The organism is Leptospira venezuelensis, assembly GCF_002150035.1.
GTDB lineage: Bacteria > Spirochaetota > Leptospiria > Leptospirales > Leptospiraceae > Leptospira_B > Leptospira_B venezuelensis.
Window position 1 is genome coordinate 252,189 of record NZ_NETS01000006.1, and the last position, 23,028, is coordinate 275,216.

At 38.5% G+C, this 23,028-nt stretch carries 14 protein-coding genes; 3 read left to right on the forward strand and 11 right to left on the reverse strand.

Translation table 11 applies throughout. The features are described from left to right. Positions 1-207: 207 nt before the first annotated feature. The 7 genes from B1C82_RS01590 to B1C82_RS01620 form a co-directional block, all read right to left on the reverse strand. Positions 208-1,740 carry a S1C family serine protease gene (locus B1C82_RS01590; protein WP_086445859.1) on the reverse strand — a complete coding sequence of 511 codons (1,533 nt, stop codon included), beginning with the start codon at positions 1,738-1,740 and terminating at the stop codon, positions 208-210. A gap of 3 nt (positions 1,741-1,743) precedes the next feature. Beyond that, positions 1,744-3,204, reverse strand: a complete 1,461-nt coding sequence (locus B1C82_RS01595) for a S1C family serine protease (protein ID WP_086445860.1) — start codon at positions 3,202-3,204, stop codon at positions 1,744-1,746. Positions 3,205-3,211: 7 nt separating this feature from the next. Next, positions 3,212-3,745 carry an adenine phosphoribosyltransferase gene (locus B1C82_RS01600; protein ID WP_086445956.1) on the reverse strand — a complete coding sequence of 178 codons (534 nt, stop codon included), beginning with the start codon at positions 3,743-3,745 and terminating at the stop codon, positions 3,212-3,214. Positions 3,746-3,844: 99 nt separating this feature from the next. Beyond that, positions 3,845-4,756, reverse strand: coding sequence for a protease HtpX (htpX, locus tag B1C82_RS01605; RefSeq protein WP_086445861.1), 912 nt, complete (start codon positions 4,754-4,756; stop codon positions 3,845-3,847). Positions 4,757-4,836: 80 nt separating this feature from the next. Continuing rightward, a complete protein-coding gene (locus tag B1C82_RS01610) occupies positions 4,837-6,444 on the reverse strand; it encodes a permease (protein ID WP_086445862.1) in 1,608 nt (535 codons plus the stop codon). Then, positions 6,441-6,920, reverse strand: coding sequence for a ClpXP protease specificity-enhancing factor SspB (locus B1C82_RS01615; protein ID WP_086445957.1), 480 nt, complete (start codon positions 6,918-6,920; stop codon positions 6,441-6,443). Before B1C82_RS01615 ends, B1C82_RS01610 begins: the two co-directional genes overlap by 4 nt. After that, positions 6,913-8,799 (reverse strand): polysaccharide biosynthesis protein, encoded by a 1,887-nt coding sequence (locus tag B1C82_RS01620; protein WP_086445863.1) that lies wholly within the window; start codon positions 8,797-8,799, stop codon positions 6,913-6,915. Before B1C82_RS01620 ends, B1C82_RS01615 begins: the two co-directional genes overlap by 8 nt. A 105-nt stretch (positions 8,800-8,904) precedes the next feature. Between B1C82_RS01620 and B1C82_RS01625 the strand changes: the two genes are divergently transcribed. Together B1C82_RS01625 and B1C82_RS01630 are read left to right on the forward strand one after the other, a co-directional pair. Then, on the forward strand, positions 8,905-9,381 hold the full coding sequence (locus B1C82_RS01625; protein ID WP_086445864.1) for an STAS domain-containing protein: 477 nt from the start codon (positions 8,905-8,907) through the stop codon (positions 9,379-9,381). 72 nt (positions 9,382-9,453) lie between these two features. Further along, on the forward strand, positions 9,454-12,294 hold the full coding sequence (locus tag B1C82_RS01630) for an adenylate/guanylate cyclase domain-containing protein (protein ID WP_086445865.1): 2,841 nt from the start codon (positions 9,454-9,456) through the stop codon (positions 12,292-12,294). 2 nt (positions 12,295-12,296) lie between these two features. On the opposite strand, the gene recD is transcribed toward B1C82_RS01630, so the two are convergent. The 4 genes from recD to B1C82_RS20780 all read right to left on the reverse strand — a co-directional run bounded on the left by recD (position 12,297) and on the right by B1C82_RS20780 (position 21,699). Beyond that, complete coding sequence (gene recD / locus B1C82_RS01635; protein ID WP_086445866.1) at positions 12,297-14,084, reverse strand: exodeoxyribonuclease V subunit alpha; 1,788 nt, start codon at positions 14,082-14,084, stop codon at positions 12,297-12,299. Beyond that, the gene (locus tag B1C82_RS01640; protein WP_086445867.1) at positions 14,081-17,740 is read right to left on the reverse strand and encodes a UvrD-helicase domain-containing protein; all 3,660 of its coding nucleotides are present in this window, start codon (positions 17,738-17,740) and stop codon (positions 14,081-14,083) included. Before B1C82_RS01640 ends, recD begins: the two co-directional genes overlap by 4 nt. After that, positions 17,727-21,128, reverse strand: a complete 3,402-nt coding sequence (locus B1C82_RS01645; RefSeq protein WP_086445868.1) for an exodeoxyribonuclease V subunit gamma — start codon at positions 21,126-21,128, stop codon at positions 17,727-17,729. Before B1C82_RS01645 ends, B1C82_RS01640 begins: the two co-directional genes overlap by 14 nt. 364 nt (positions 21,129-21,492) lie before the next feature. Next, positions 21,493-21,699: a hypothetical protein gene (locus tag B1C82_RS20780; RefSeq protein ID WP_234008476.1), complete on the reverse strand. Its 207-nt coding sequence runs from the start codon at positions 21,697-21,699 to the stop codon at positions 21,493-21,495. Between the two features lie 682 nt (positions 21,700-22,381). Here B1C82_RS20780 and B1C82_RS01655 point away from each other — a divergent pair. Next, positions 22,382-22,894 (forward strand): LB099 family protein, encoded by a 513-nt coding sequence (locus B1C82_RS01655; protein ID WP_086445869.1) that lies wholly within the window; start codon positions 22,382-22,384, stop codon positions 22,892-22,894. Positions 22,895-23,028 lie beyond the last annotated feature (134 nt).

A 23,028-nucleotide genomic window follows, 5' to 3' on the forward strand; every position in this document is an offset into this window, starting at 1 on the left:
AATCTATATAAGCTGCCGATCTGGCGTAAGTTTAGGTTTGGTTTGCAAGAACTCTCTTTCGAAAACAAGAGAATTCGGTAGAACCACTCCAAACTTTCATTCCTATAGAATTAGACCGGGACTAAATTAAAATTCTTTCCGTTAAGGACCTGGTTTTGGGCCTTTTTTCGTACAACTTATTAATAAAAAAGAAGAGAGGACTCGCTTTTAACGAGAACCCATAGAAGACTTAGGAATTCTATACTCTTTTTGGATCCTTTGATTGGCGGAAGTCAAACTTTCCTTATCTAAAACAACATTCGTTCCATCATCTAATAAAATCGTAATATACCTAGACTTCGAAGATTTTACTTCGTTAGAGATATCTTGAACCGATTGGATAGGTTTACCATTTACTTGGTCTACTAATCTACCTGAAACGTCATGATAACCTTGATTAGATTCATCCGGAATAACCTGAGAAAGTAATACAAATTTACCTTCTTTTTTATCACCCGTGCTAAACTTATGATAATCGAAAGTGTATAAGAGTTTGCGATCTACTTTAGATCTCCAATCTTTTCCCCATTCTAACAAATAACCTTCCGAAAGTTCTACAAATAAGAAGCCACCATCAAAATAGTATTCTGATTTAGATCCTAAGTTTCTGTGAGGGATCCGGATAGAAGAATAAGGAAATGTTTTTAAGGTAAGTTGTACTTCTTCTTCTTTGCCGGATCTGATGATCTTTATTGGAATTTGTTTTCCGATTTGATAACCGAATTCATCTCCTAAATGAGCGATATAGGAGAGAACTTGTTTGCCGTATTTAGGGTGATGAAAATATCCTTTTGAGTCTATCTTTTTGCCGCCAAACTCTAAGATCACATCACCTATCTTTAATATTCCATCTGCGGAACTATCGGGTAAAATCTCCGCTACCAAGATGCCTTGATCTTTCGTTTTGAGAGAATAAAAATCCTTGGTGGCCTTGTCCATGATTGGCCTATAACGAAAACCTTTAAAAGGGATTTCAGTTTTACCGAAGTTGCCCAGAAATTTACTGATTAAAAAAGAAGGGATTGCTCTGCCTGAATTTTTATCTCCGGAGAAGTCGAAAAGTATCCCGCTTACTTTTCCCTTTTCTAATAGAACTTCTCCGTTTCCATTTAATGTTTCAGTGGAGTTTACATCTAATACAGGAAGTTCTACCATTCCTTGAGGATATTGGTCCAGATCCATACTGATCAAAGCACCGGAAGCGGATTGAATAGAACCGGAATTGTCCAATTGGTAGATGGAAACCTGTCTAGGATAATCAATCTCTTTTTGGAATTCAAAAGGGATCAGATCTTTGAAGAAGTTTTCTTCTTCTATTTTTAATAATGCCAGATCAGATTCTGAATCTTGTCTTGAGACTATTGCCTTTGTCTCCGCGTAAGAAGAATGTTTTTTGACTTCTATCAATGTGGAGTGGGTGAGTAGATGTGCTGGGAGTAGGATCTTTTCTCCCGGAACTACAATCCCTACACCTCTTCTGACCTTAGGATTTTTCTTTTTCCAAGGATTGAAATAATCAGGTTCTTGGTAGGAGATCTTTACTTGGACTATACTTTTTTTGTATTCTTCTTCTGCTTTTGCCTGGGACGCGACACCGTTCGAGGCAGCTTTAGTATTAGTAGAAGTTCTTGGCTTTTTAGCAGATAGTCCGGAGCTGAAAACACAAATGCTTATAATGACTAGAAGAATCTTGGATCTCACGTATTACTCCAAACCGTAGGTGCTTCTGATCTGGGAATCTGCTTTTAGAGCCTCGTCCCTATCTAAGATCAATGGAAGATCTATATTCAGAAATTTTAATTTTAAAAATTTGGAATTGGTTCCTGAGATAATCCTTTTCAGATCCGAAAGGCTATTGATCTCTTCTCCATTTACCGATTCCAAGACCAGATTCAGGAAATAATCGGAGGAAGAATTAACTGGATGAGCCAATTTTCTGTAAAGTACCACATCCGCTTTTTTGGTCCGACCAATTCCATCTTCTATAAAATAATCGTATCTATATAAAAACTGGCTCCCGCCCGAAGTGTTTCCACTTCTACTCCAAGCTCCTAAAAGATCTCTGGTCATCTCTTGGAATAATAATCCGCCTATCATGGAATAATCAAAAGGTGTATCATATCTGTTTCTCATAAAATCGAAATCAGGCATTCTTTTAGCTTTAAATTCCACATCGATCAGTTTGCCATTACGGAATACTTTGAATCGAATCGGTTCACCTGAATATTTATCGTCTACAGTTTCTGTGAAATCTACACGAGCATCCTTGTCTAATGTGATGGTCCCATTTCTTCCTATGCTGAGGCCATCAATCTCTGTAAGATAATCTCCTTCTTTCAGATATCCGTCGGCAGAACCATTGGGAAGAATTCTAGTTACGAATACTCCTTCTAAACCTTCAGGAATACCTTTTGCTTTCCTAAGAGAAGTATTAAAAGAATTGAATGTTCCGATCCCAAGCTCAACGTAACCGTCGTATTTTCCATCTTCTATATCTTTTAGAAAATGGCGGATTACTTTGGTAGGGATAAGATAACCTATATTCTCCCCTTTGGTGGCGACTTGGAATGCCACTCCTACTACCTTATTATTTTGGATGGCGGGTCCACCTGAGTTTCCTGGATTGATCGCAGCATCTACTTGTAATACCAAGTGACTGTCTACGGAAGAATGTTCGTATTTGGATTGTTCTTTTCTGGAAACGATCCCTCTTGTTACGGAGACCTTATTCCCGCCGATTGGATATCCTACAACGATGAGGGAAGAATTTAGTTCGGGAATTTCTCCTAAACTGAGTTCGGTGGAATCTTTATAAAATTCTGGATCTTCTGCTTCTAAAACTGCTAGATCGCAATCATGTGCTACGTGGAGTATTTTGACTCTATACCATTCTGTTTGGTTGTATCTCTGTACCTGAACGTACTTTGCATTTGAGATTACATGAGCATTTGTTAATATTCTTTTGTTCCCGATCAGAAATCCGGTGCCTGAACTTGCACGGACTCCTTCCGTAGCCCAAGGGGTGAATGTACTGAAAGCTTGGGAATATACTTTGATCTGTACGACTGCTTTTCGCACATGATCGAAATCACTTTTTTCTTCCGAGAAAAGAGGGAATTGAAGAGAGAATACTAGTACAATCAGACCAAATTTCAGGATCCGCATTAGATTCTTAATGTCCTTCGAATTCACAAATAGAGAATACGTTTACACCTAAATCTTTACTTAATTTTGTAGCTCCGCCCAGATCAGGAAGATCAATGATGACTCCTACTTCTGGAACTTCTGCGCCTAACTTTTGTAATAATTGAACTGCAGCGATCATTGTCCCACCTGTTGCAATCAAATCGTCCATAAGAAGAATCCTGTCTCCAGGAACCACGGAATCCTTATGAATTTCGATGACATCTTTTCCATATTCTAAATCGTATTCTTGGGAAACCGTTTCAGAAGGAAGTTTTCCTTTTTTTCGGATCGGAATAAATCCGACTCCTAATTGGAATGCAAGAGGTGCACCGATGATAAAACCTCTGGCTTCGATTCCAGCTACTTTAGTGATTCCCTTACTTGTGTAACGGTCAACGAAAGTGCCTATGGTAAGAGCTAAACCTTCCGGATCTAATAATAGGGAAGTGATGTCTCTGAATAGGATTCCCTTGCGGGGATAATCCGGGATCGTGCGAATTTTGCTTTTAACTATGGACATGGGCTCGAAGTCCAATTCCATTTTCCGGAAAGGAACTAACAATTCTTTTTTCAAGGGATAATAAGAGCGGCCTCCCGAAAAGAGAGGCCGACATTTAGGTTAGTATGCTTTTGCTCTTAGAGCAGCAATTCTTTCTTCTAGAGGAGGGTGGGTTGCAAATAAAGAAGCAAGTCCCCCGGCTCTGTTGGAAATTTTCAAAGCGGCGATTGTTTCTCCTCTTTGGTCGATTGGATCTCTAGAGAAAGCTACTTTTAATCTTTCTAAAGCGGAGATCATGCTGGATCTGCCGGCTAATTTTGCTCCACCAGCATCTGCACGATACTCTCTTGCTCTGGAAACATAAGCTACCACTATTGATCCTAAAAGTCCGAAGGCTACCATCAGAAGTTGTCTGATCATGAACTCCATGAAGAATCCACCGCTGGATCCTCTTTCGTCGTTACGATTCAATTGAGAAACGATAACTTTACTTACGATCCAAGAGAAGAAGATCACAAATGAGTTGATCACTCCTTGAACCAATGTCATAGTCACCATGTCTCCATTGGCAACGTGAGAAAGTTCGTGTCCTAAAACCCCATCCAATTCTTCACTATCCATTCCGTTCAAAAGTCCAGTAGATACAGCTACTAATGCACTATTTCTACTCGGACCTGTAGCGAATGCATTGATCTCAGGTGATTCGTAATATCCAACTTCTGGCATAGGGAGGCCTGCAGCTGAGGCCAATCTTTGCACCCTAGTTAAAAGATCTCTTTGCCATCCGGATGCGTTTCTAGGATCGATAACTTGGACTCCCATGGAGGACTTTACCATAAACTTGGAAAGCAGCAAAGAAATGAATGCGCCTCCCATACCCCAGATAGCAGCAAATAGAAGGGTAGTAGCGTAAGGTACTCCGGATTTAGCTAGATATACATCTAGTCCAGTAAGTCTGAGTATCAATCCGATCGTGAAAATTACCGCGATATTAGTTAACGCGAATAATCCAAATCTGCGAAAAAGCGCCATAGGCGAACAGTTCTCCTTTTTAGAAGTTTTTTAGGCCTCGGTAACTCCGTGCCCGCCGGTCTTCTAAATTCCGGTATTGATTAGACCGCTCTAGGTTCCTTCTTTAAGAAAGAAGCGATAAGAAAAAGTCCCGCAAGTGATAAATATGACCAAACAAATGGACTCAGGTTTAGCTGAAAAGAGTTCAAAATTGCATTTCCCGCCAAAGAATATGAATGTATAAATCCTGTTCCAGCTAGGAATGCGCCTATCAAACTGGCGATTATAGCCTTCTTAAAATCTCTATCAATTACGAAAGTTGCGATTGCAGCCCAAACCATAGAAGAAAGTAAAAACCCCTGAGACAAACTCAAAAGTCCACCTAGAGAATACGGGAAGATAGGTTGGTCTAGAGGGACTGTCGAAAGCCAGATATTCTGAGTTTTAGAGGCCGCCTCTGTTCCTTCTATCGCTTTTGCAAGAATTGGTGCAGCATAATTAAATGCACTTTGGATCATCAAAACTCCCCAACCTGCAAGCGCAGGAAGAAGTCCAAGTACAACCGCAGGTGCATGTCTAGTAGGAGTTGCTTCGAATGCTTGTGCTCCGATCACGATACCTATCCAGAGTACAATCGCCATTCCTGCTTCCACTGGGATGAGAGCACATACAAAACTTACTAAACCAAAGAACGCAATCAGGGTCATGAAAATTCCGTTCAAACTGGAATAACCGGATCTAGCACCTAGAGCCTTCCAACCTGGATGACCAATATAAATTGTAGTTGGGAAAGGAGATCCGAATAAAGAACCAACGATTGTTCCTACACCATTCATCATGAGAGAATTTCTGGTATTATATTTATCTCCAGCGGCTTCTGCAGATTCAATATTCTGTAAGGAACCGATTACATTAAAAATTCCCATTGGTAGGATCACAGATAAATATTCTCGGATACCGATTTGGCTCCAAGCTTCGAATAGATCGCCACCACTCCATATAGGTAGGTTAAATCCGAAATCGATAGAGGAGTGTAAAGCAGCTCCATCCATCATTTGTTTCCCGGTTAAATGAGGAAGATACCATGCGAGTAAGGTTCCTACGATTACAGAGATAAGCCCGCCTGGGATCTTAAATGGAAATACCACTCTTCCGAAATATTGCAGAAGTATAATCCCGAATGGAACGAATGCAACGAGTGGATTCAAGAATGTACGGACTAAAAAGTCCATGGAGATAAATGTAAGAGCGATTCCTGCGAGCGCAGAAAGAAGTGCGGCTCTTGGGGTTGCCTTCCGGATCTTCTCTGCGACAAATGCTCCAAAAAATTCGATCAAACCGGATACAAAACTTGCTAGGAGTCCAATAGACCAAGCTGCTTTATAACTGTTTGTCTTTTGGTAAACTGGGAACATTACGAAAAAGACGAATGCAAATAAGGAAACAGTATTGATCCCGTAAGGTAATGCAGTTACATCACTTCTGTTTTCAGAAATCGCGAGTTGTCTTGCTTGCCAAGCATAGAAAAGATTTCCGACTAGAAGAGAGATTGCGGCTCCGGGAATCACAACTCTGAACACGAAATCTTGAGGCATTCCGCAAAAACCGATACACAAAGCAACCAAAACCAAAATTTGGATCAGGTTATCGATCATTAAGCCGAAAAATCCATCTAGGTCCCCGGCAACAAACCACTTGTATTTGCTCATTTCTTTGTTTTACTCCCGAAGTCTACTTGGATTACATTATCTTTTCGTTTTGAAGATTTTGATTCTGGATCGGAAACTTCTTCTTTGGTCTCTACCGAAGAAATTTCCTCTTTTTTAGGAGGAAGTTCCGGTTTACCTAAATAAATTCTCATTTGAGTGACTGTTTGTTGGGACTTGTCGAAATATCTGAAAATTCCATCCCAGGGGAGAAAGACTTCTTCCCAAGTGTAGCCGAACTGTAGTTCTGCGTAGACCCATTCTTCTTCTATTTTGATATCTCTTGCGGCGCGGGGTCCTATGACTAGGATGATACCTGATTCGGGCTCTTCTCCCACTAAACCTCTTTTTCCAATTTTCAGATCTGGATGAGGCATTACGTGTACATAAAAGGTTCCGAACCTTTCCCAGTACACCGAAAAGAGTTGTTTTTTGAATTCTCGAAGTGCCTGTATGTCTTCTAAATTCGGACTATCCATCATTTTTCAACTTACGCGAGGTTTCCTCGCTGATATATTCTTTATGTATTTTATATTCAGGCACTAGTGCTTTGAAAGAAGAGAAGATCTCTTCTTCTCGATCCGATTTTGCCGCCTCTAATAACGCGTTAAATCTGGCCTGGAAGCTGCTAGGATCTCCTTCCTCCAAGGGGGCTGCAATCCTGATTTTAGGGTGATGTGTTTTTTTGATCCCTTCTAGATCTAACAGCAGTTCTTCGAATAGTTTTTCTCCAGGTCTTAAACCTGTGAATACGATTGGAATATCAGTGTAAGGGCGAAATCCTGAAAGTCGGATCATATCTTCTGCAAGATTTAGGATCCGAATAGGTTCTCCCATTTCTAAGAGAAAAATTTCTTCCTTCTCCCCCATAGCTGCTGCTTGCAAAACCAATTGTGTAGCTTCCGGGATTGTCATAAAATAACGAATAATATCAGGATGGGTCACGGTCACAGGGCCACCATTGCTGATCTGTTCTCTAAATCTAGGAATAACTGAACCGCTGGAACCTAATACGTTACCGAATCTTACAGTAATAAATTTTGTTTTCGTGCCCTGGGAGATTGCTTGCAGATATAACTCTGCAACTCTCTTGGAAGCACCCATTATGTTTACTGGATTGACTGCCTTGTCTGTGGAAATTAAAACAAAACGTTCGGCCCCATAAATTCGAGAGATATCTGCTAAGTTCTTAGTTCCGAGTACATTATTTAATACTGCTTCGGATGGATTGATCTCCATCATAGGTACATGTTTGTAGGCTGCAGAATGAAATACTACTTGGGGACGATCCGTTTCGAAAACAGAACCTATCCTCAACGGATTTTTGATATCTGCGATCACCGCTTTAAATTGAATACCGCTGTCTTTAAAAACTTTTCTGAGTTCGTAATCTATCTCATACAGAGGAGTTTCCGCAGAATCGAGCAGGATCATTTTTGCCGGATGGAATACTGCAACTTGTCTGCATAATTCGCTCCCGATGGATCCACCGGCACCTGTGATGAGAACGGTTTTACCAGCAATATAAGAACGGATAGATTCTATTTCCAGATCTACAACTGGACGTCCGAGCACATCTTCTACCCGGATCTCTCTTAATTGTTGTACTTTAGGTGGGTCAAAAAATAGAGAACCCAAAGAGGGGAGGATCTTAAAATCTACATTTTCGGATTCGAAACTTTTGATGAGTTTACCGATTTGTTTTCCGTCGGGATTACTAAATGCAATCAGTACCTTTTTGATTTCCAAGGACCGGATCAATGATTCTGCCTGGTCCATTTTTCCAAGGACCGGCACTCCCTGGATATGTGCTCCAATCTTGGATTCGTCATCGTCCAGGAGACCTAAAGGTAAAAGATTCAGGTCATTATGCCTTCTTAATTCAGTGAGAAGTGTTGCCCCAGTCTTTCCAGCGCCCAAAATCAGTGTAGGAATTCCTTCTCCCTGTTTTTTGCGTAGAATATACTGATCTCTGACTAGTCTCCAGGAAAGGCTGCGAATACACAAAAATCCTAAGAGGAGAAGAGTATCTATAACAGGGATCATTCTGGAAAGATGTTCGAATCCGTTGTAAAATAAGAGCGCTGTATTAGAGATCAGTGAGGAAAGGATGGTGGTCTTGATGATCTCCACCAGATCGTGAATGGATGCGTAAGCCCAGATTGATCTGTAAATATTCGAAAATAAAAATACTAAAGAACGACAAACTACTACGATGAGTAGAGGAATAAAAAAGTCGTTAGGTTCCTGTAAAAACGCAGTGGATTCGAAACGGATCAGGTGGGCTAGAAAATAGGAGAGGATCATGAAGCTTAAATCCAAAGGGAAGAGAAGGCTTCGACGATTCCATTGACTCATTAAGTAAAAAAAATGTCGCTTGTGAGGAAAAGTCCAATCTTTTTGAGTTTTTTAGGTTGCTTAAAAACCCGATCTGATTCGAAACTTTAAAGGGCTTTTATTCTAGTGAAAGAATTGATCGTCAATTTACAAGGCAAACTGGATTCCCTACTCGGGAACTCTTTCCGAGAAAAAACGGATCCATTACTTCGAAGTGAGCCTCATAAAATTCTGCTCGATGCCAGAGACCTGCAAGTCTGGGATGAGAACGGTTTACTCTCTCTAAAAAATTCTTCTCTTACACATTTGAATTCACAATACGCTGCTTGCGGATTGTCGGAAAGTCTAATCGGAGATTGGAATCGCCTGGGGCTACGAGAAAAAATCCCGTATTTCAAAACTAGAGAAGAAGCTAAATATTATTTGGTTTCCGGCCAAAATTTAGATCCGAGTTTTGAACCTAACGAAAGTACTACGGCCTGTCCAGCTTGCCTCCAAATCTTGAGAGTGCAGGGAAAAGGAAACTACCGTTGTCCATCCTGTGACCATACCTTTTACCTGACCGCAGACTATAGAACGGCTAGTTACGAAAAATTATTGTAATCCATTCGGAAATAAATTTCCAAATTTTATAGGCTTGCCAGAAAAAATTCGGACTGGCCCTGTTACTATTATATGGGTACACAGACTTCTCACAAGCCAAGTTTCGGGCAAAAATTCCTAGATCTTACTCTAGTTCTTCCGAGACTATTTTATTCAGGGATACGAGCAAAACTCGCCTGGTTTACCGGAAGTCTGATCGTTCTTACCATTCTAATACTTTCTATTATTTACGTGAGGCAACAAACCGAAATCCTCACTGACAGTTATGATAGAGAGGCGGCTATTTCCAGAAAATACATCTCTTCTCTCGTTCTGGAATTAGATAATATTTCTCAAAGTTTGATCCGAATCGAAGAATTTCGCGACCGGGTTAGTAAACAAACAGAGGCATTAAAAAAATATAAAACAACCAAGACTGTAGTTCAGGAAAAGAAGGTCTCCTTTTTCGGGATTAAGACAAGTTTATTCGGAGCCTTGGGAAAGAATACGGTCCGAAAAACTTTGGATACTTATTATTCTGCCTATCTTTCCAAGGACGATATACAGGTCCTAGAAAAAAACATTCGTACCCAGCTCCAGCATGGGGGAGATGGAGAAGTTTCCGATAAGGAGTTTGCCCGCCTGCAAGGTATGGCCAAAAAATTCGTATTTGCAGATAGAGAAGTAGGCCTAATCAGAAAACGGTTAGGCGAATTAAAAGAAAATCAGGAAAAACCGGATAATACAGAGATCTCTGCTGCAGAAGAAGAACTCCGCAAAAAATCACTAGTAACTCGAAAGCTTAGATCCGACTTAGATGAAAATATAGTTTCTATACTTGCAGATTCTAAAAAGAGAAAGATTAAAGAATTAGGATTGGATACAGGCAGATTCAGGATCCAAACATTTCCTGTCTCTGGCATCATTCAAGGAGAAGCTTCCGAGCCTACATTAGATACTAAAATTTTTGATTCAGAATCTTCTTTGAACCAAGCACCTATGGAAGAGAATTTGGAAGAAGGATTAAAATCTGCATTAAATTCACTTTTAGAAGGTGCAGGCGTTTTAGGTGAGATCCCTCCTACTTCTTTCCAACAAAACGGTTTGGAATTACAGGCATTATATTCTCCTCATTTTAGAAATCCTGCATCTACTGAAAGAGCCAAACTTTTGGAATCCAGAAGAATTACACTTGGTCCTTGGACAAATTATCTAAGAGAAGAACAGGAAATTCTAACAGAACTTTCTAAGATTCCACCTATTTTAGAAGCTAGGCTTAAAGCTCTAAAAGAGAAAAAGCCTCCAATTCCTCCTTTCAAGGACAAAGACTTTAAAAGCCAATACACTCAATACGCGGCTTTAATTCGTAAAAGAAATTTATTATATGCTACCTATCTTCGAAACAATCCTCCTAAAGAAGAGGAAGAATTGGAAGTGGAATCTTTTGGATCTATCCGAGATTCTGCATTAGAAGACCAGATCCTACTCAGATTCAGACCAGATGGTTCCGACTATGGTAGATCAGTTCAATCGGCAGAAGGAAAAGAAATTTTCCAAAAACGTTGGAATTCCGTCAGAGAATGGATTTATTCGGGAGAAAGTGAAACTCCTACTGCGAAATTAAAGGCTCTATTTCCGGATGGGATCATCGGAAACAGTAGAACAGAAGCAGAGCAGATTCTTTGGAAATTGGACTCTACTCCTTTAATCTCTGAAGTTTCGGAAGATCTTCCTACAGTTGTATTGGCCTCCAATTTTTCAGGAGTGATCCGAACTGTAGTGGATAGAACGGAAGGTTTGCGATCTATTCGGCAAAATAGAGACAGAGCAGTACTTTCTGCATTAGGGATCTGCGGGTTTTCCATCTTCTTGGCAGTCTTTATCTCTGGTTTTGTAGTGCAAAAGATCAAACGTCTTATTCGCAACGCGGAACAAGTAGGTAGGGGAGATCTAAACGTAGAATTTGAGCAGGGTGGAAGCGATGAATTCGGTAATCTTTCCGTTGCCCTCAACCAAATGGTGACCGGTCTTCGAGAAAGAGAGAAGATTAAAGGTATTCTTGGAAATATGATCGACCCTGTGGTAGTCGGAGAAGCTATGAAAGACCTTGCGGCTCTCAAAAGGGGTACCGAAAAAAGAGTAACCGCATTCTTCTCAGACGTAGCAGGATTTTCTAATATTAGCGAAAAGTTAAGTTCTGTAGAATTGTCTGAACTTCTAAATGAATATCTTTCCGCGATGACCTTGATCTTAAAGGATCATGATGGTGTTTTGGATAAGTACATCGGGGATGCGATCGTAGGTATTTTTAATGCTCCGGTAGAGGTAGAAGGCCATTGTTTAAAAGCAACCCGAGCTTCTATCAAGATGTTAGATAAACTAGAAGAACTAAGATCTGGTTGGAAGAAGGCACAAAAATATATTCCGGACGCAAGAGATATGCATATTCGTATCGGTTTGAATACGGGACTCGCCAAAGTCGGATTCATGGGAACGGATGCTCTAGCATCTTATACAATGATGGGAGATACAGTAAATCTTGCGGCTCGTTTGGAAGCTGCAGGTAAAGACTATGGGGTTTCCATTTTAGTTTCGGATGCAGTCCATTCCGAGATTAAGGATTCTATCTTTACTAGAAAATTGGATTTGGTCCGAGTAAAAGGTAAAAATGAACCTGTGATCTTGTACGAAGCAATCTCTGAATTGAAGGGTGTTGCCTCCGCCAAAAAAGAGATTATCGGCTTATATGAAGAAGGTTTGGCATTGTATCTAGATCGTAAATGGGAACCTGCCATTAAGAAGTTCAAAGAATCTGAAAAAGCAAAGGGTAAAGAGGATAAAGCAGTCCAATTACTCGTAGAAAGATGTAATGAATATAAAAAAACTCCGCCTCCGGTCTCTTGGGACGGAGTATATACTAGAGATCATAAGTAGTTTTAACCGAGTTTAAAACCGGTTAATCTTTCAAAACGGTTTCGGAGAGAATACTCCAAAAGTTTTTCTTCCGAAACCAAAAATGCGGATCGTTTTGCCCTAGTGATCGCAGTATATAAGATCTCCTTTTTGAAAAGTTCCAAGGAAACTTCTTCCTGGCTTATATCCGCCGGGTCCGGAGGATATATTATAAAAACAGAATCATATTCCGAACCTTGGGATTTGTGAACTGTAATTGCAAATGCCGGTTCGTGAGGAGGAAGAGTATCTAATGCAAAGTCTCGGATCTCTCCTTCAATAAAAAATAATGCTCTAAGTTCAATTCCTCCATTCGGAGTTTTGACTTCCAAAACGAGACCAGTATCTCCATTATAAACTCCTCTTACCCGATCGTTTTTTGTGATAAGTATTGGGAGTCCTGAAAAATAAGTTTTGGTACCAATCTGAACTAGATTTCCTTTTTTATGATGCAGAATAAGTTCAGTTAATTCCTTATTAATGAACTCACTTCCGAAGATCCCATTTCTTAGAATTGTAAGTATCTTAAATCGGTTTAAGTCTTTATTTAAATATTCCTTTAATTCCTGAGGAGAATTCGGATTAGGGAGTTTGGAGAATATCGGGCGGATCTTTTCTTCAGCTGTTTTTTTTAAAAATTCCTTCCATTCTTTTTTGTAATCCAAACGGATCTGATAAAAACCTTTTAGGTCGTCATTTGAATTACCGGAGAAAATCGAATCCAATTGCAAAGTTTTAGGAAAATTCTCTTGGAATTCAGACAAAGAAATATTCTCTTTCACACAAAGTTCTGCGGCCTTTGAGATAGAAGAAAATTCATCTTCTTGTCTATGACTTGTTTGTAATTCTATTAAGTTTTCAGAATTTAGTTTCTTTAAATATTTGACTAAGTCTGATAAAACGGCTCCAGCTTCCACGCTAGGTAATTGATTTGGGTCTCCTAGTAATATAAGTCTAAAATTTTTGGACTCGAAAGGTAAGGCTTCCATTAATCTGTACATCATATGCAGATCCACCATGGATACCTCATCCAATATAATGACTCGATAGGGGAGAGGGAAATTTTTACCGTATTTATAATTCCTTTTTCTAGGATTATATTCTAAAAGCCTATGTAATGTAGAAGTGGGAATTTCAGAAATAGAATCATCTAATTTATTTTTGGTACGTAAGTATGAGATTGTATTCTCTAAGGATTCTTTTAGTCTTTGAGCTGCTCTACCTGTAGGTGCAGCAAGTCCTATCTGTTTTCGATCATAACCTAAACGTAAAAGACCTCGGATCACATTCGCTACCACAGTCGTTTTCCCTGTACCCGGTCCGCCTGTGAGAACAAAAAATGGGTATTGAAGAGCTTTCTCCAGTGCTTCCTTTTGTTTTTCTTCTCCGCAGAGAATATATTCTTTAGCTCCTCTTTTGATCGCAAGAGGATTGGAAGAAATTAGTTCCTTTAAAACTTCTTGTATTTCTTTTGATTTGGTAGTGTTGCTGGTCTTAAGTAAATTTGCAAAACCATCTTCTACTGCGGTTAGTTGTTTAAATACTTTAGGAAAATATAATAAATTATCTCGTGTTTTGAATAATAGGTCTGAAATTTTAACTTTTTCAAGGAACGGAACTGCCAGATTTCCCGATTTAGAAGCTTGAATTAGAGAAAGATTCCAAGAAAATAAAACATCGTATGGGACCTCTTTTGCATAAGGAGCAAATTCTTTTGTAAGGAATCCCGCATACTCTCGGTCTAAAATTATTTCGAGGGATTCTTCTTTCATTCTTTTTCCGCCGAAATTTTATTCTTTAAGTCTAAGGTTTCCTTTATTTTCTCTTTCGAGACTTTTACAAATTCAGGATCTATATCCTGGTAAAAAATCCCTCGTCCAGGTTTGTTCGGATCGGTTCCTCGAAGGAATACAAAATACATTCCTCCTAAAAGTTTTGGATCGTAATTTTTTCCATATTTAAATTGTAACCAATCATCTAAAACTACTGAATAGATTGCTAACTGCAAAGAATAAGACTCTTGGATTTTTTCTTTCAGATGAATTTCTGAGTAAGGATCTTCTCCGAAATCGGCAGAAAGTAGGTTGGACTTCCAATCTAAGATCCAGTATTTACCTTCAGATTGAAAGATAAGATCTAAGGTCCCTTTTAGTAAGTCGGAAGTTCCTGTTTGCTCGGGAATCTTTAGGAAGAAATCCACTTCATGTTTTCGCTCCGAAGGTGAAATTTCTGAAAGTGAGACTTTCTTTTCAGAATGAGACAATGGAGTTTTGAGAGTATTCCAAAAAAGCTCGGAAACTCTGTTAGCAAAGGATTCTAATTGTTCTGAGTTATTTCCGTATCCATAAGATTTTAGAATATTCTTATATGTTCTCAAAATATTATCAGGAATTTGTTTTGCGGATTTTGCCTTTTTATAAATATCAAAATTTTCTGTTTCCAAAAGTTGGTGAAGCAAATTTCCCATTTTATTGGAAGAGGGGAGTTCTTCTTCTTTTGATTCCTCGTAAATCTCGTCTGCTTTGAATGATTTTGTTTCGGAGGCCTGAAATCTATTCCCTTCCGAAGTAAAAAACGAATCCAGAGATGAATAACTTTCAAGTATGATCTTTCGTTCTTCCGCTTTTTCCGGCCATATTTCGATGGGGCGCAAAATTTCTAGACCTTCTTCCTTTTTTGGGTCAATAGTTAAACCAAAAATGGTTCTATGATCTCTAATCCATTCCTGCTCGTATTTTCCATCTTCATTCTCCCAAAATTTTGCAACAGAGGAATCTTGAGGAAATTCAGACAATGAAGCTTGAAACGATTTTCTAAATAACTCTAGTGGGCGTTTTGGATCAGGCTCAGCAAGTAATGGAAAATAAAATTTGTACATTGCCCTTGTTAAAGCCACATAGTATAATCTTTTATCTTCGTTGATCGTATTGAAGACCGATATCTCTTCTTTATTATTTTCCAGATCTATAATACGATTTTCGCCTTCTCTATATTCCGAAAATTTTTTTCTTTGTGTACCCCAGCCTGAAAATCCACCGAACAAAAATACGATCGGAAATTCTAAACCTTTACAGGAGTGAATAGTAAAAATTTTAACTCGATCTTCCTCTGAATCTTTTTCTAAATAATCTTTTTCATCCTCTTTGGAAATCATCTTGGATTCCAAATAAGAGATAAGTTCTCCTAAAGTTTGATCTGACTTGGATGCTTTTTCGGTTAAGAAGAAAAATATCTGTTTGAAGTTTGTGATTTTCCTTTCCCAATCTTGTTTGGATTCTTCAGGAAGCGGAGAAGCTAATCTACTTTCTGACAAAATGGAGCCGAATAAGCCTGGAAAATCTTTTTTGCGAGAGAATTTTCTCCAAGTTTCCAAAAGTCTTTTTTCTTTAGACTCGATTGGATATTCTTCGTAGTTTTGGAGATTATCAGGACGAACGTAAAATAGATCGGATATTAATAATTTATAAAATGAATCCCTACTTCCTTCTTCATCTAAACAACGCAAGATCTCTCGGACGCGGATCGCTTCAGAAGAACCGAATAGCCCGGCTTGTTTTGGATAAGTATATGGGATCCCTCTCGCTTTGAATTGTCTTTTCAGAAATTCAGAATCGTTTTCTCCTCGGACCAAAACCGAAATATCGGCCCAACTCAATTTTTCTGGAGACGAAGATCCTTCTTTTTTAATATAGACCTTCGATTCTTCGGAAACCAGATGGATTATTTCTTCTGCTAAAAATTTGGAATATTGGTCCTTCAATCGATCGGCGTTATTTTCTTTTGGAAGGGAAAATGCGTTTAAAGCGGCACGATTACTTTTATCTGAATATAAAATCGCCTTTCCTGGAATTTCAGGAGATTTCACATTTATGTATTCTATTGGTAAAAAGCCGGTTTCACCAATAGGAAACCATTCTCCTTTTGCATTTCCAAAAATTGAATTATAGGAAGAGATTAATTCTGGTAAAGATCTACGATTCGTATCCAGCTCCGGATAAACGATAGAAGAATCTGCAAATTTTCCGCCAGTATCAAATTCTCTCTTTGCGGCCAAATAAGTTCCTAAGTCCGCTCCTCTAAAACCATAAATAGACTGTTTTGCATCTCCAATTAAGAAAAGTTTTCCTTCTATTTCAGCAGTGGCTGGTTTTTCTAAAAACAATATTCTAAAAATATTATATTGATCTGGATCTGTATCCTGAAATTCGTCTATGATCCCGAAGCGAAAACGTTTTTTCAATTCAGAGACTAATTCGGGGTTTCTCTCTAACGAATTAGAAAGTCCTAGGATCATATCCCCGTAAGTAATCGAATTTTCTTCTTCTTTGATTTTGATTGAGTCTTCTGCGATATCTTCCGCGAGAGAAACTATAAAAGAAGATAGAGATGATTCTAGGGAATTTAAGTTAGTCGCAAGTTTTCGGATTTTCTCTCTTTCGAGCGTGTATGAGAGATAACCAGATTCGGAGGAGGCGGTTTTTAATTCTTCGTCCGAAAGAAGAATAGATTCTATGCCAGAAAAATCTCCTCTTTTCAAATCCAAGATCTTTTTAAGCGCAAGTGTAAATGGGAAAGGCAAAAAGGGCAGAGAAGAATCGATTAACTTCTTTAGAGAATCTTGAAATTCAATCTGTCTCGATGAAAGTGCCTTGTATTTATTTGCATTGATCTTCCTTTTAAAAGAATCCTGGAATTCTAAAAATTTAGGAAGAATGGATTGTATTTCCAAAAATACATTTCTAATGGAATCGATCTCAGGAAATTCTTGAGGGCGGGGAAGAAGTTGAATTGAATCAGGAGACGATACTTTTTTTACAGCAAGACCGGATACAAAATTTTCCCAAGTAGTTCCTTGGAATCCGTCATTATAAAACCGATTCGCCTGAGAAAGGATAAAAGGTAAAAGTTCTTTAGGATATACTCCACCGAACTCATTACGCATTCTTCTATATAAAGCTTTAGAAACTGCGGAAAACTCATCTACAAGTTTTGAATTTTCGGCACTTCCTGATTCTAAAGAGTATTCTTTTAAGGTCTTATGAGCAAATCCATGAATCGTAGAAATATAAGCCTGGTCTAAGCGAGATGCCTGACTTAGAAAAAAGTCTAACTCTTTAGATTCTTCCTCACTCGGAGATTCAATTTTTTCTAATTTGAGAATCGTATTCTTTAACTCAGCTCGAATCCTACCTTTCAGTTCGGATGCAGCCTTATCTGTATAAGTAAGTACTAATATAGATTCTATACCTAAAGGAATTTTATCCGATTCCAGAGAAGTTTTAAATGAATCCTTTAATATTTTCAGAACTAAAAATACGATTGTATGTGTTTTTCCAGTTCCGGCAGAAGCTCCGATAAAACCATTTTTAGTAATATCAATCTGATCCGCGAAAGAAGTTGTCGCAGTCGTTAATTTACTTTTCTGCATAAAAAACCTTTTCTAATGGATGATAAAGTCTTAAGCAGAGGTAAAAATCCTTTTCGCTTATATAGTTTTGAGAATAAGGCAGAAGTCGAATGATCTCATCCAAATAAATTTCCGGGTCATATTGAACTGATTCCTCTGCCCAGGTTTTATATTCTTTTGAAAGCAAATCCAATTCTTTCGAATTATCTAGGTCGATTTTCGCTCTGTCTGGAAAATCTTCCCAGATTGCGGGAGAAACTAATGAGATAGATTGGTTATAGAACTCCTGCACAAGATCAGAAAGGAATTTCTTACGGAATATTTCTCCACCTTCTCGATTCATGCCTATTACAGTTGGTTTGTCACCATATCCGAATATTGCAGTCACTGATCTTGGGGTATCTTTAGAAGGAATGAGATCCAGCAAAGATTGGATCAAAAATGGTTCGATTAAATTCTTAAATTTTTTCTTAGAGTTTGGATATACAAGCACAAGTATAGAAGAGCCATCTACTTCCCTTTTTAGGAAAACATCTTCTTTTAAACCGGTTATGTTTGTCTCAGGTCCATTCGGAATTTTTAATGGAAGGGTGGGCAAAGAAAGTAACTTTCCTTTTTTCGGGGATTCTCCAAAAGTAAATCCCGATAAAATTTCCGCATTTGAAAGTATTTCGGAAACTACTTCTGAAATTTTACCTACTTTTTCTGATTTCGTTAGAAATTCAGTGTCGCCATAAATTCCTCTCGGAACATTTCCTCTTTTTTCCCAAATAGAAAAAAGTCCGTCCAAAGAATTTTGGAGTTCTTTTTCGGTCTTTTTCATAGAATAAGACCATAACTCTTTCATAAATTTGAAATTATCCGAAATCCGAAATGGTTCTTCGGTAGCATTTTCAGATTCTGAAATTTCTTCCGAGTACAATCCAAATCTTCTCTGCAAATGATAAGACAGAGGAGATTTTGCAAATCTAACCAAATCATTCCAATCTATAGTTTCTAGATTTGGTGTTTCATTTTTTACGGAAAGGTTTGTTTGGAAGTTTCCAAGCACCGTTTTACGATAATGTTCTTTATCTTCTTCTTTTCCGTATAATAGAGAAGAAGAAAGATCAAAACTTTTACGGAACCTCTCCGCAAACTTTGCAGAATGAGATTCTTTTTGAATGAAGTATTCTTTGCTGTGTTTGTTTAATGGGATCTTTATCCTAACCGAAGTTTCGGGAACTAATATATTTTCCTTCAAGGCCTGCTCAAGCAAAAGTAAGGAAGAAGAAGGAGCAATACTTTCGTCTTTTGTAATATCTTCCGCGACAAATGATAAAACTAAACTTTGTCTTGCAGAGAGAATTGTTTCATATAAAAGAGATTGGTTTAAGCCTCTTACATTTATATCTCCTTCACGAGGGGCAAAATGCCTTAGATTGAATGCAGAGGTGTCGTCCGTTCCTGGAAATAAACCTTCTCCCAACCCCAAAATGTATACATGTTTGAATGGGATGGGGCGCATCGGCTGTAGAGAAGATACCGTAATACCTCCGGTTAGGTATTGTCCCTTTCTAACTTGGATCTCTCCACCGGTTTGTACGAAAAATGCCTCTAAAAATTTAAGTCTGTCCTTGAAGTTTTTTGGATCCCAATCCACAGACCTCAGCTCATATAATGAATCTATAATGTTTTGTTCCAATTCAACATCAATCGGATTAGAAGAAGTGGAAGAAAATAATTCTCGGAGCAAATTTGATAGTGAATCTAGAATTTTTTCTCCCGAGGTTTCGTGATCTGAGATCAAAGAAGAAAATTCATCCAATAATAAAGATACACGTTTCCAAATTCCTATCCAAATAGACACGAAAGAACCTGATCCAGAATCGAAAGGGGAGACGGGAAGATCTTCCTCTTCTTCTGAAGATAATATGTTTCCTGCAGTTAATCGTAAAAAACCTTTGCGAAATGAAAATGATAGAGGTTGGTCTTCGGACAATGAATCGTCTTGGTATAATTCTAAGTCTTCGGCAAGTTTTGCCCATTCTTCTACCCAAGAGGTTTCCAGTTCCCATTTGGACTGAAAGCAAGGGTTTCTAAGTAATTTGAAAATATCTGCTCTGGATCTTTCTTTGGAGAGCAGAGTGAGTAAGGAAAGAATCCCACTTATGTATGCACTTGTTTCTGAAGCGACAACATCTCTTATACTATAAGGAAGTGTTTTTAAACGACTGCCGGACTTCTCCGCAAGTTTCGCCTGAATCCCGCCTTCGAATATGAATTCCAATGCTGCTCTGTATTCTGAGAGGTCGGAGCAGAATATCCCAAAATCGGTTAATTTGGTTTCTTTAGATTCGGATAAGATGGAAAGAATATGATGAAATACTGCTTCTACTTCTCGGACTTTTCCAGGCGCTTCTAAAATTTGTAAACTTTCGTCTGGAACAAGTCTGGATGAGGCTTTATATTCTGATCGTCCAAGATATTCTTTGAATTCTGATAGAACTGTTCTTTCCTGTTTTTCATTTTTAACAGAATGTGAAAATTCAGCTCCTGAGATTTCCCAGGATTTTTTTAGCGAACGAAATGAGTTTGCCCAGTTTCTACAAATTTGATTTCTTTCTGTTCCGGAAACTAATTCTCCATCTGGAACTCCAAATTGAAAAACTTCTAAATGAATTTCAGGAAGAAGATTTTGAAAAATAGAAATATACGTACTCGAAAGTTGAGACAACGCGAATAAATACACGTTCTTAGGAGAATGTTTTTTAGCCTTCGATTCAGAACCAAGATTTCGCATGGAATATTGGATCAAAGTTTCTTTAGAAAGATCAGAATTTGTTAGATAAGAATATAGTTCTTTCTGAAAGAAAAAAATTTCTGATTGAGTGGCGACTTCTTCCCAGATATCTTCCCCCGGTAATCTTAGAAGTGAATATTTTTCTCCCAACCAGTTTCGGATCCAGTCTTGTCTATGAAGCTCATAGTCCTTGAAATATTTGGCCAAACGTCCAGAAAGATCCAGGAGCCTGACCGGGTCTGGGGTCAATCTTGCGGAAGGCAGAAGATAATTTTTGAGAATCGGATACTTCTGTAAAAATTCCTGATTTCGGAGCAAGGTCTCGTAGATCTGGAATTTTCTAGACTCTCCCTGTAGGAACGGTCTGGATTTTGGATCTATCTCAGGAGAAAATTTTTCAAGAAGCAGTTCTTCTAAAAACTTTTCCAAGAAGAGAAATCTGAGATTGAATACCACACCGAATCTTTGGACCAGATCCAGGTTCAACCAGGTCTCCATACTCTTGTTCGGAATGATTACTGTCGGAGAATACAAGCCATCCTGCCTGGAGATTTCTTCTCTCAAGGATTCAGATAATGCTTCGGACAAATCCGCAAGATTGTCGGAACTATGTACTCGTATACTCATCTTCGATCGGTTCTACCAGAAATTCTGAAATTACGGACCGGTAAAACAAAGTTTTGGTTCGAGAGGGGAGCTCTTAGAGGCTTATAATTTGGCAATCGGAAGGATTTTATCTAATGCGACATAATGCTGATTATCGGAAGTTGGGGGATAGGATCGGTTTCCAACCGCGCTTGCCTTAGAAAAGAATAAATCCAAAGTAACAATGTAACAATCGTATCAATTTTTTTAAGAAGAATTACCTGGATTTTGTAGTAACTTCGACGCGCCTTTCAATTTTCTTTGTATACAAAGTCTTGTAACAATTGCAGAAGATCAGATTCGATTGTATACAATAGAGTGTGCAGTATACCAAAATGACTTCTTCCTACAACTTGTAGAATAATGCAGACTTACATTTTTCTCCCAATAGACTTTTGTTCTCTTGGAGGCAGCGAATAACAGCTGTTCCTCGATTGGAGCAATACTTTTCCTTGTCTTCTTTGCATGCTTCCATTCTAAGCCTTGCTTTTTCTCTGACCTCATGCAGCAATTCCTTGCAATCTTCAGAAAGGATTTCCTCATTCTTCTTCAAGCAAGAAAGGACATCTCCTTTGGGACTTTCCTTACAGTATTTCTCTTTATCAGCGCGACATTGGTCTGCGTGTGAGTGATTCGGTCCTTCTTCATGAGAACTAACGGAAAAATTGAATAAGAAAAAAAGGCACAAATAAGCCGTAACTACTCTAATTCTGCCTTTATTTGAAGTTCTGGATAACATGACGACTAACCTTAGTATGGGACCTAAGTCAATTTTGCTGGTTTCTTTTTTTTCGAAAAGATACAATTACATCGGAAGCGAAAAACCGAAGTCTAATGAATGTTAGTTAGAAGAAGGAGGTAAACATTACTATTCGTCGGAACTGAGACAGAAAAACGTAAATGTTTCAGACTTCGATTAATAATAATGAATCGTACACAAACTTTCTATCATGTGATATTTCTGTATGAGGACGAGGTCATGCTAACGGCTTCCTGTAGTCCTTCGAGGGACAAAGTTTGGAAGAGCATTTGAGTCTTTAAGTTGCTTAGTATACTTTAAAGGAGGTGTTGTGATTCTATTCTGCATAGCCCGGACCCAAAGAAGAAGCTTTTTGTTTTTTCCTCCAGCTATTTGAAAAAGAGTTTCGGTATTGGTCCAGGTAAGGAACACTATCCACCGACTAAAAAATAAAATAACACCTGACGGTGCATTATAGAAATCGCAAGGCAAGGATATGGATTACGAAAAGGAAAAAAAGAAACTCCTCTCTGCGAAAACGCCAGAGCAGTACATTGAATTTTCCATCAAATCAAAACTAGAAGGACCCAAGAAGTCCAGTATTACCACAGAATGGTTAAATAAATCCGGTTATACAATAGATGACATAAAATATGCAAGGAATAGGCATCCTTTTTGGAGAGAGAAAAGAAACAAAGGCTCTTACGAAAGAAACAGTCGTCGTCTAGAATACCATAACTACTATAAGACGGATGAGAAGATCGTTTGGGACGATGCCAAACTTTCCAAGTTTTACGACCTGAATCAGGAAGGAAATGCGGATCATGAATTGGCTAGACTTTTCAAAACTTCTATTCCCGCTGTGAATCATATTCGCAGAAAGTTCCGTTTTTCCACCATTCTACTAGAACTGGAAAAAAAGAAACCTAACAAGGCTGCGGTTATAAAGCTAAGCGGTCATTCAGAGTCTGTTCTGAAACGTTTGATTAAGGAAAAGGGAAAAAAATAAACTTCCTGCCCGTCGATCTTTCCGAAAGGCGGGCCTTGTCAATAAATTTCAGGAGAGAGTCTCCTAAAAGTCCTACCTCAAGTCAAATTTCTCCTCTATTTTATAAACTTTTACAGTACTTCATATTTTAGTAA

What these genes read in the sequence shown, in the direction of transcription:
- B1C82_RS01630 (WP_086445865.1), top strand. Translation starts at nt 9,454, where the DNA reads ATGGGTACACAGACTTCTCACAAGCCAAGTTTCGGGCAAAAATTCCTA.
- B1C82_RS01620 (WP_086445863.1), bottom strand. Translation starts at nt 8,799, where the DNA reads ATGAGTCAATGGAATCGTCGAAGCCTTCTCTTCCCTTTGGATTTAAGC.
- B1C82_RS01600 (WP_086445956.1), bottom strand. Translation starts at nt 3,745, where the DNA reads ATGTCCATAGTTAAAAGCAAAATTCGCACGATCCCGGATTATCCCCGC.
- B1C82_RS01610 (WP_086445862.1), bottom strand. Translation starts at nt 6,444, where the DNA reads ATGAGCAAATACAAGTGGTTTGTTGCCGGGGACCTAGATGGATTTTTC.
- B1C82_RS01615 (WP_086445957.1), bottom strand. Translation starts at nt 6,920, where the DNA reads ATGGATAGTCCGAATTTAGAAGACATACAGGCACTTCGAGAATTCAAA.
- recD (WP_086445866.1), bottom strand. Translation starts at nt 14,084, where the DNA reads ATGAAAGAAGAATCCCTCGAAATAATTTTAGACCGAGAGTATGCGGGA.
- B1C82_RS01655 (WP_086445869.1), top strand. Translation starts at nt 22,382, where the DNA reads ATGGATTACGAAAAGGAAAAAAAGAAACTCCTCTCTGCGAAAACGCCA.
- htpX (WP_086445861.1), bottom strand. Translation starts at nt 4,756, where the DNA reads ATGGCGCTTTTTCGCAGATTTGGATTATTCGCGTTAACTAATATCGCG.
- B1C82_RS01640 (WP_086445867.1), bottom strand. Translation starts at nt 17,740, where the DNA reads ATGCAGAAAAGTAAATTAACGACTGCGACAACTTCTTTCGCGGATCAG.
- B1C82_RS01645 (WP_086445868.1), bottom strand. Translation starts at nt 21,128, where the DNA reads ATGAGTATACGAGTACATAGTTCCGACAATCTTGCGGATTTGTCCGAA.
- B1C82_RS01595 (WP_086445860.1), bottom strand. Translation starts at nt 3,204, where the DNA reads ATGCGGATCCTGAAATTTGGTCTGATTGTACTAGTATTCTCTCTTCAA.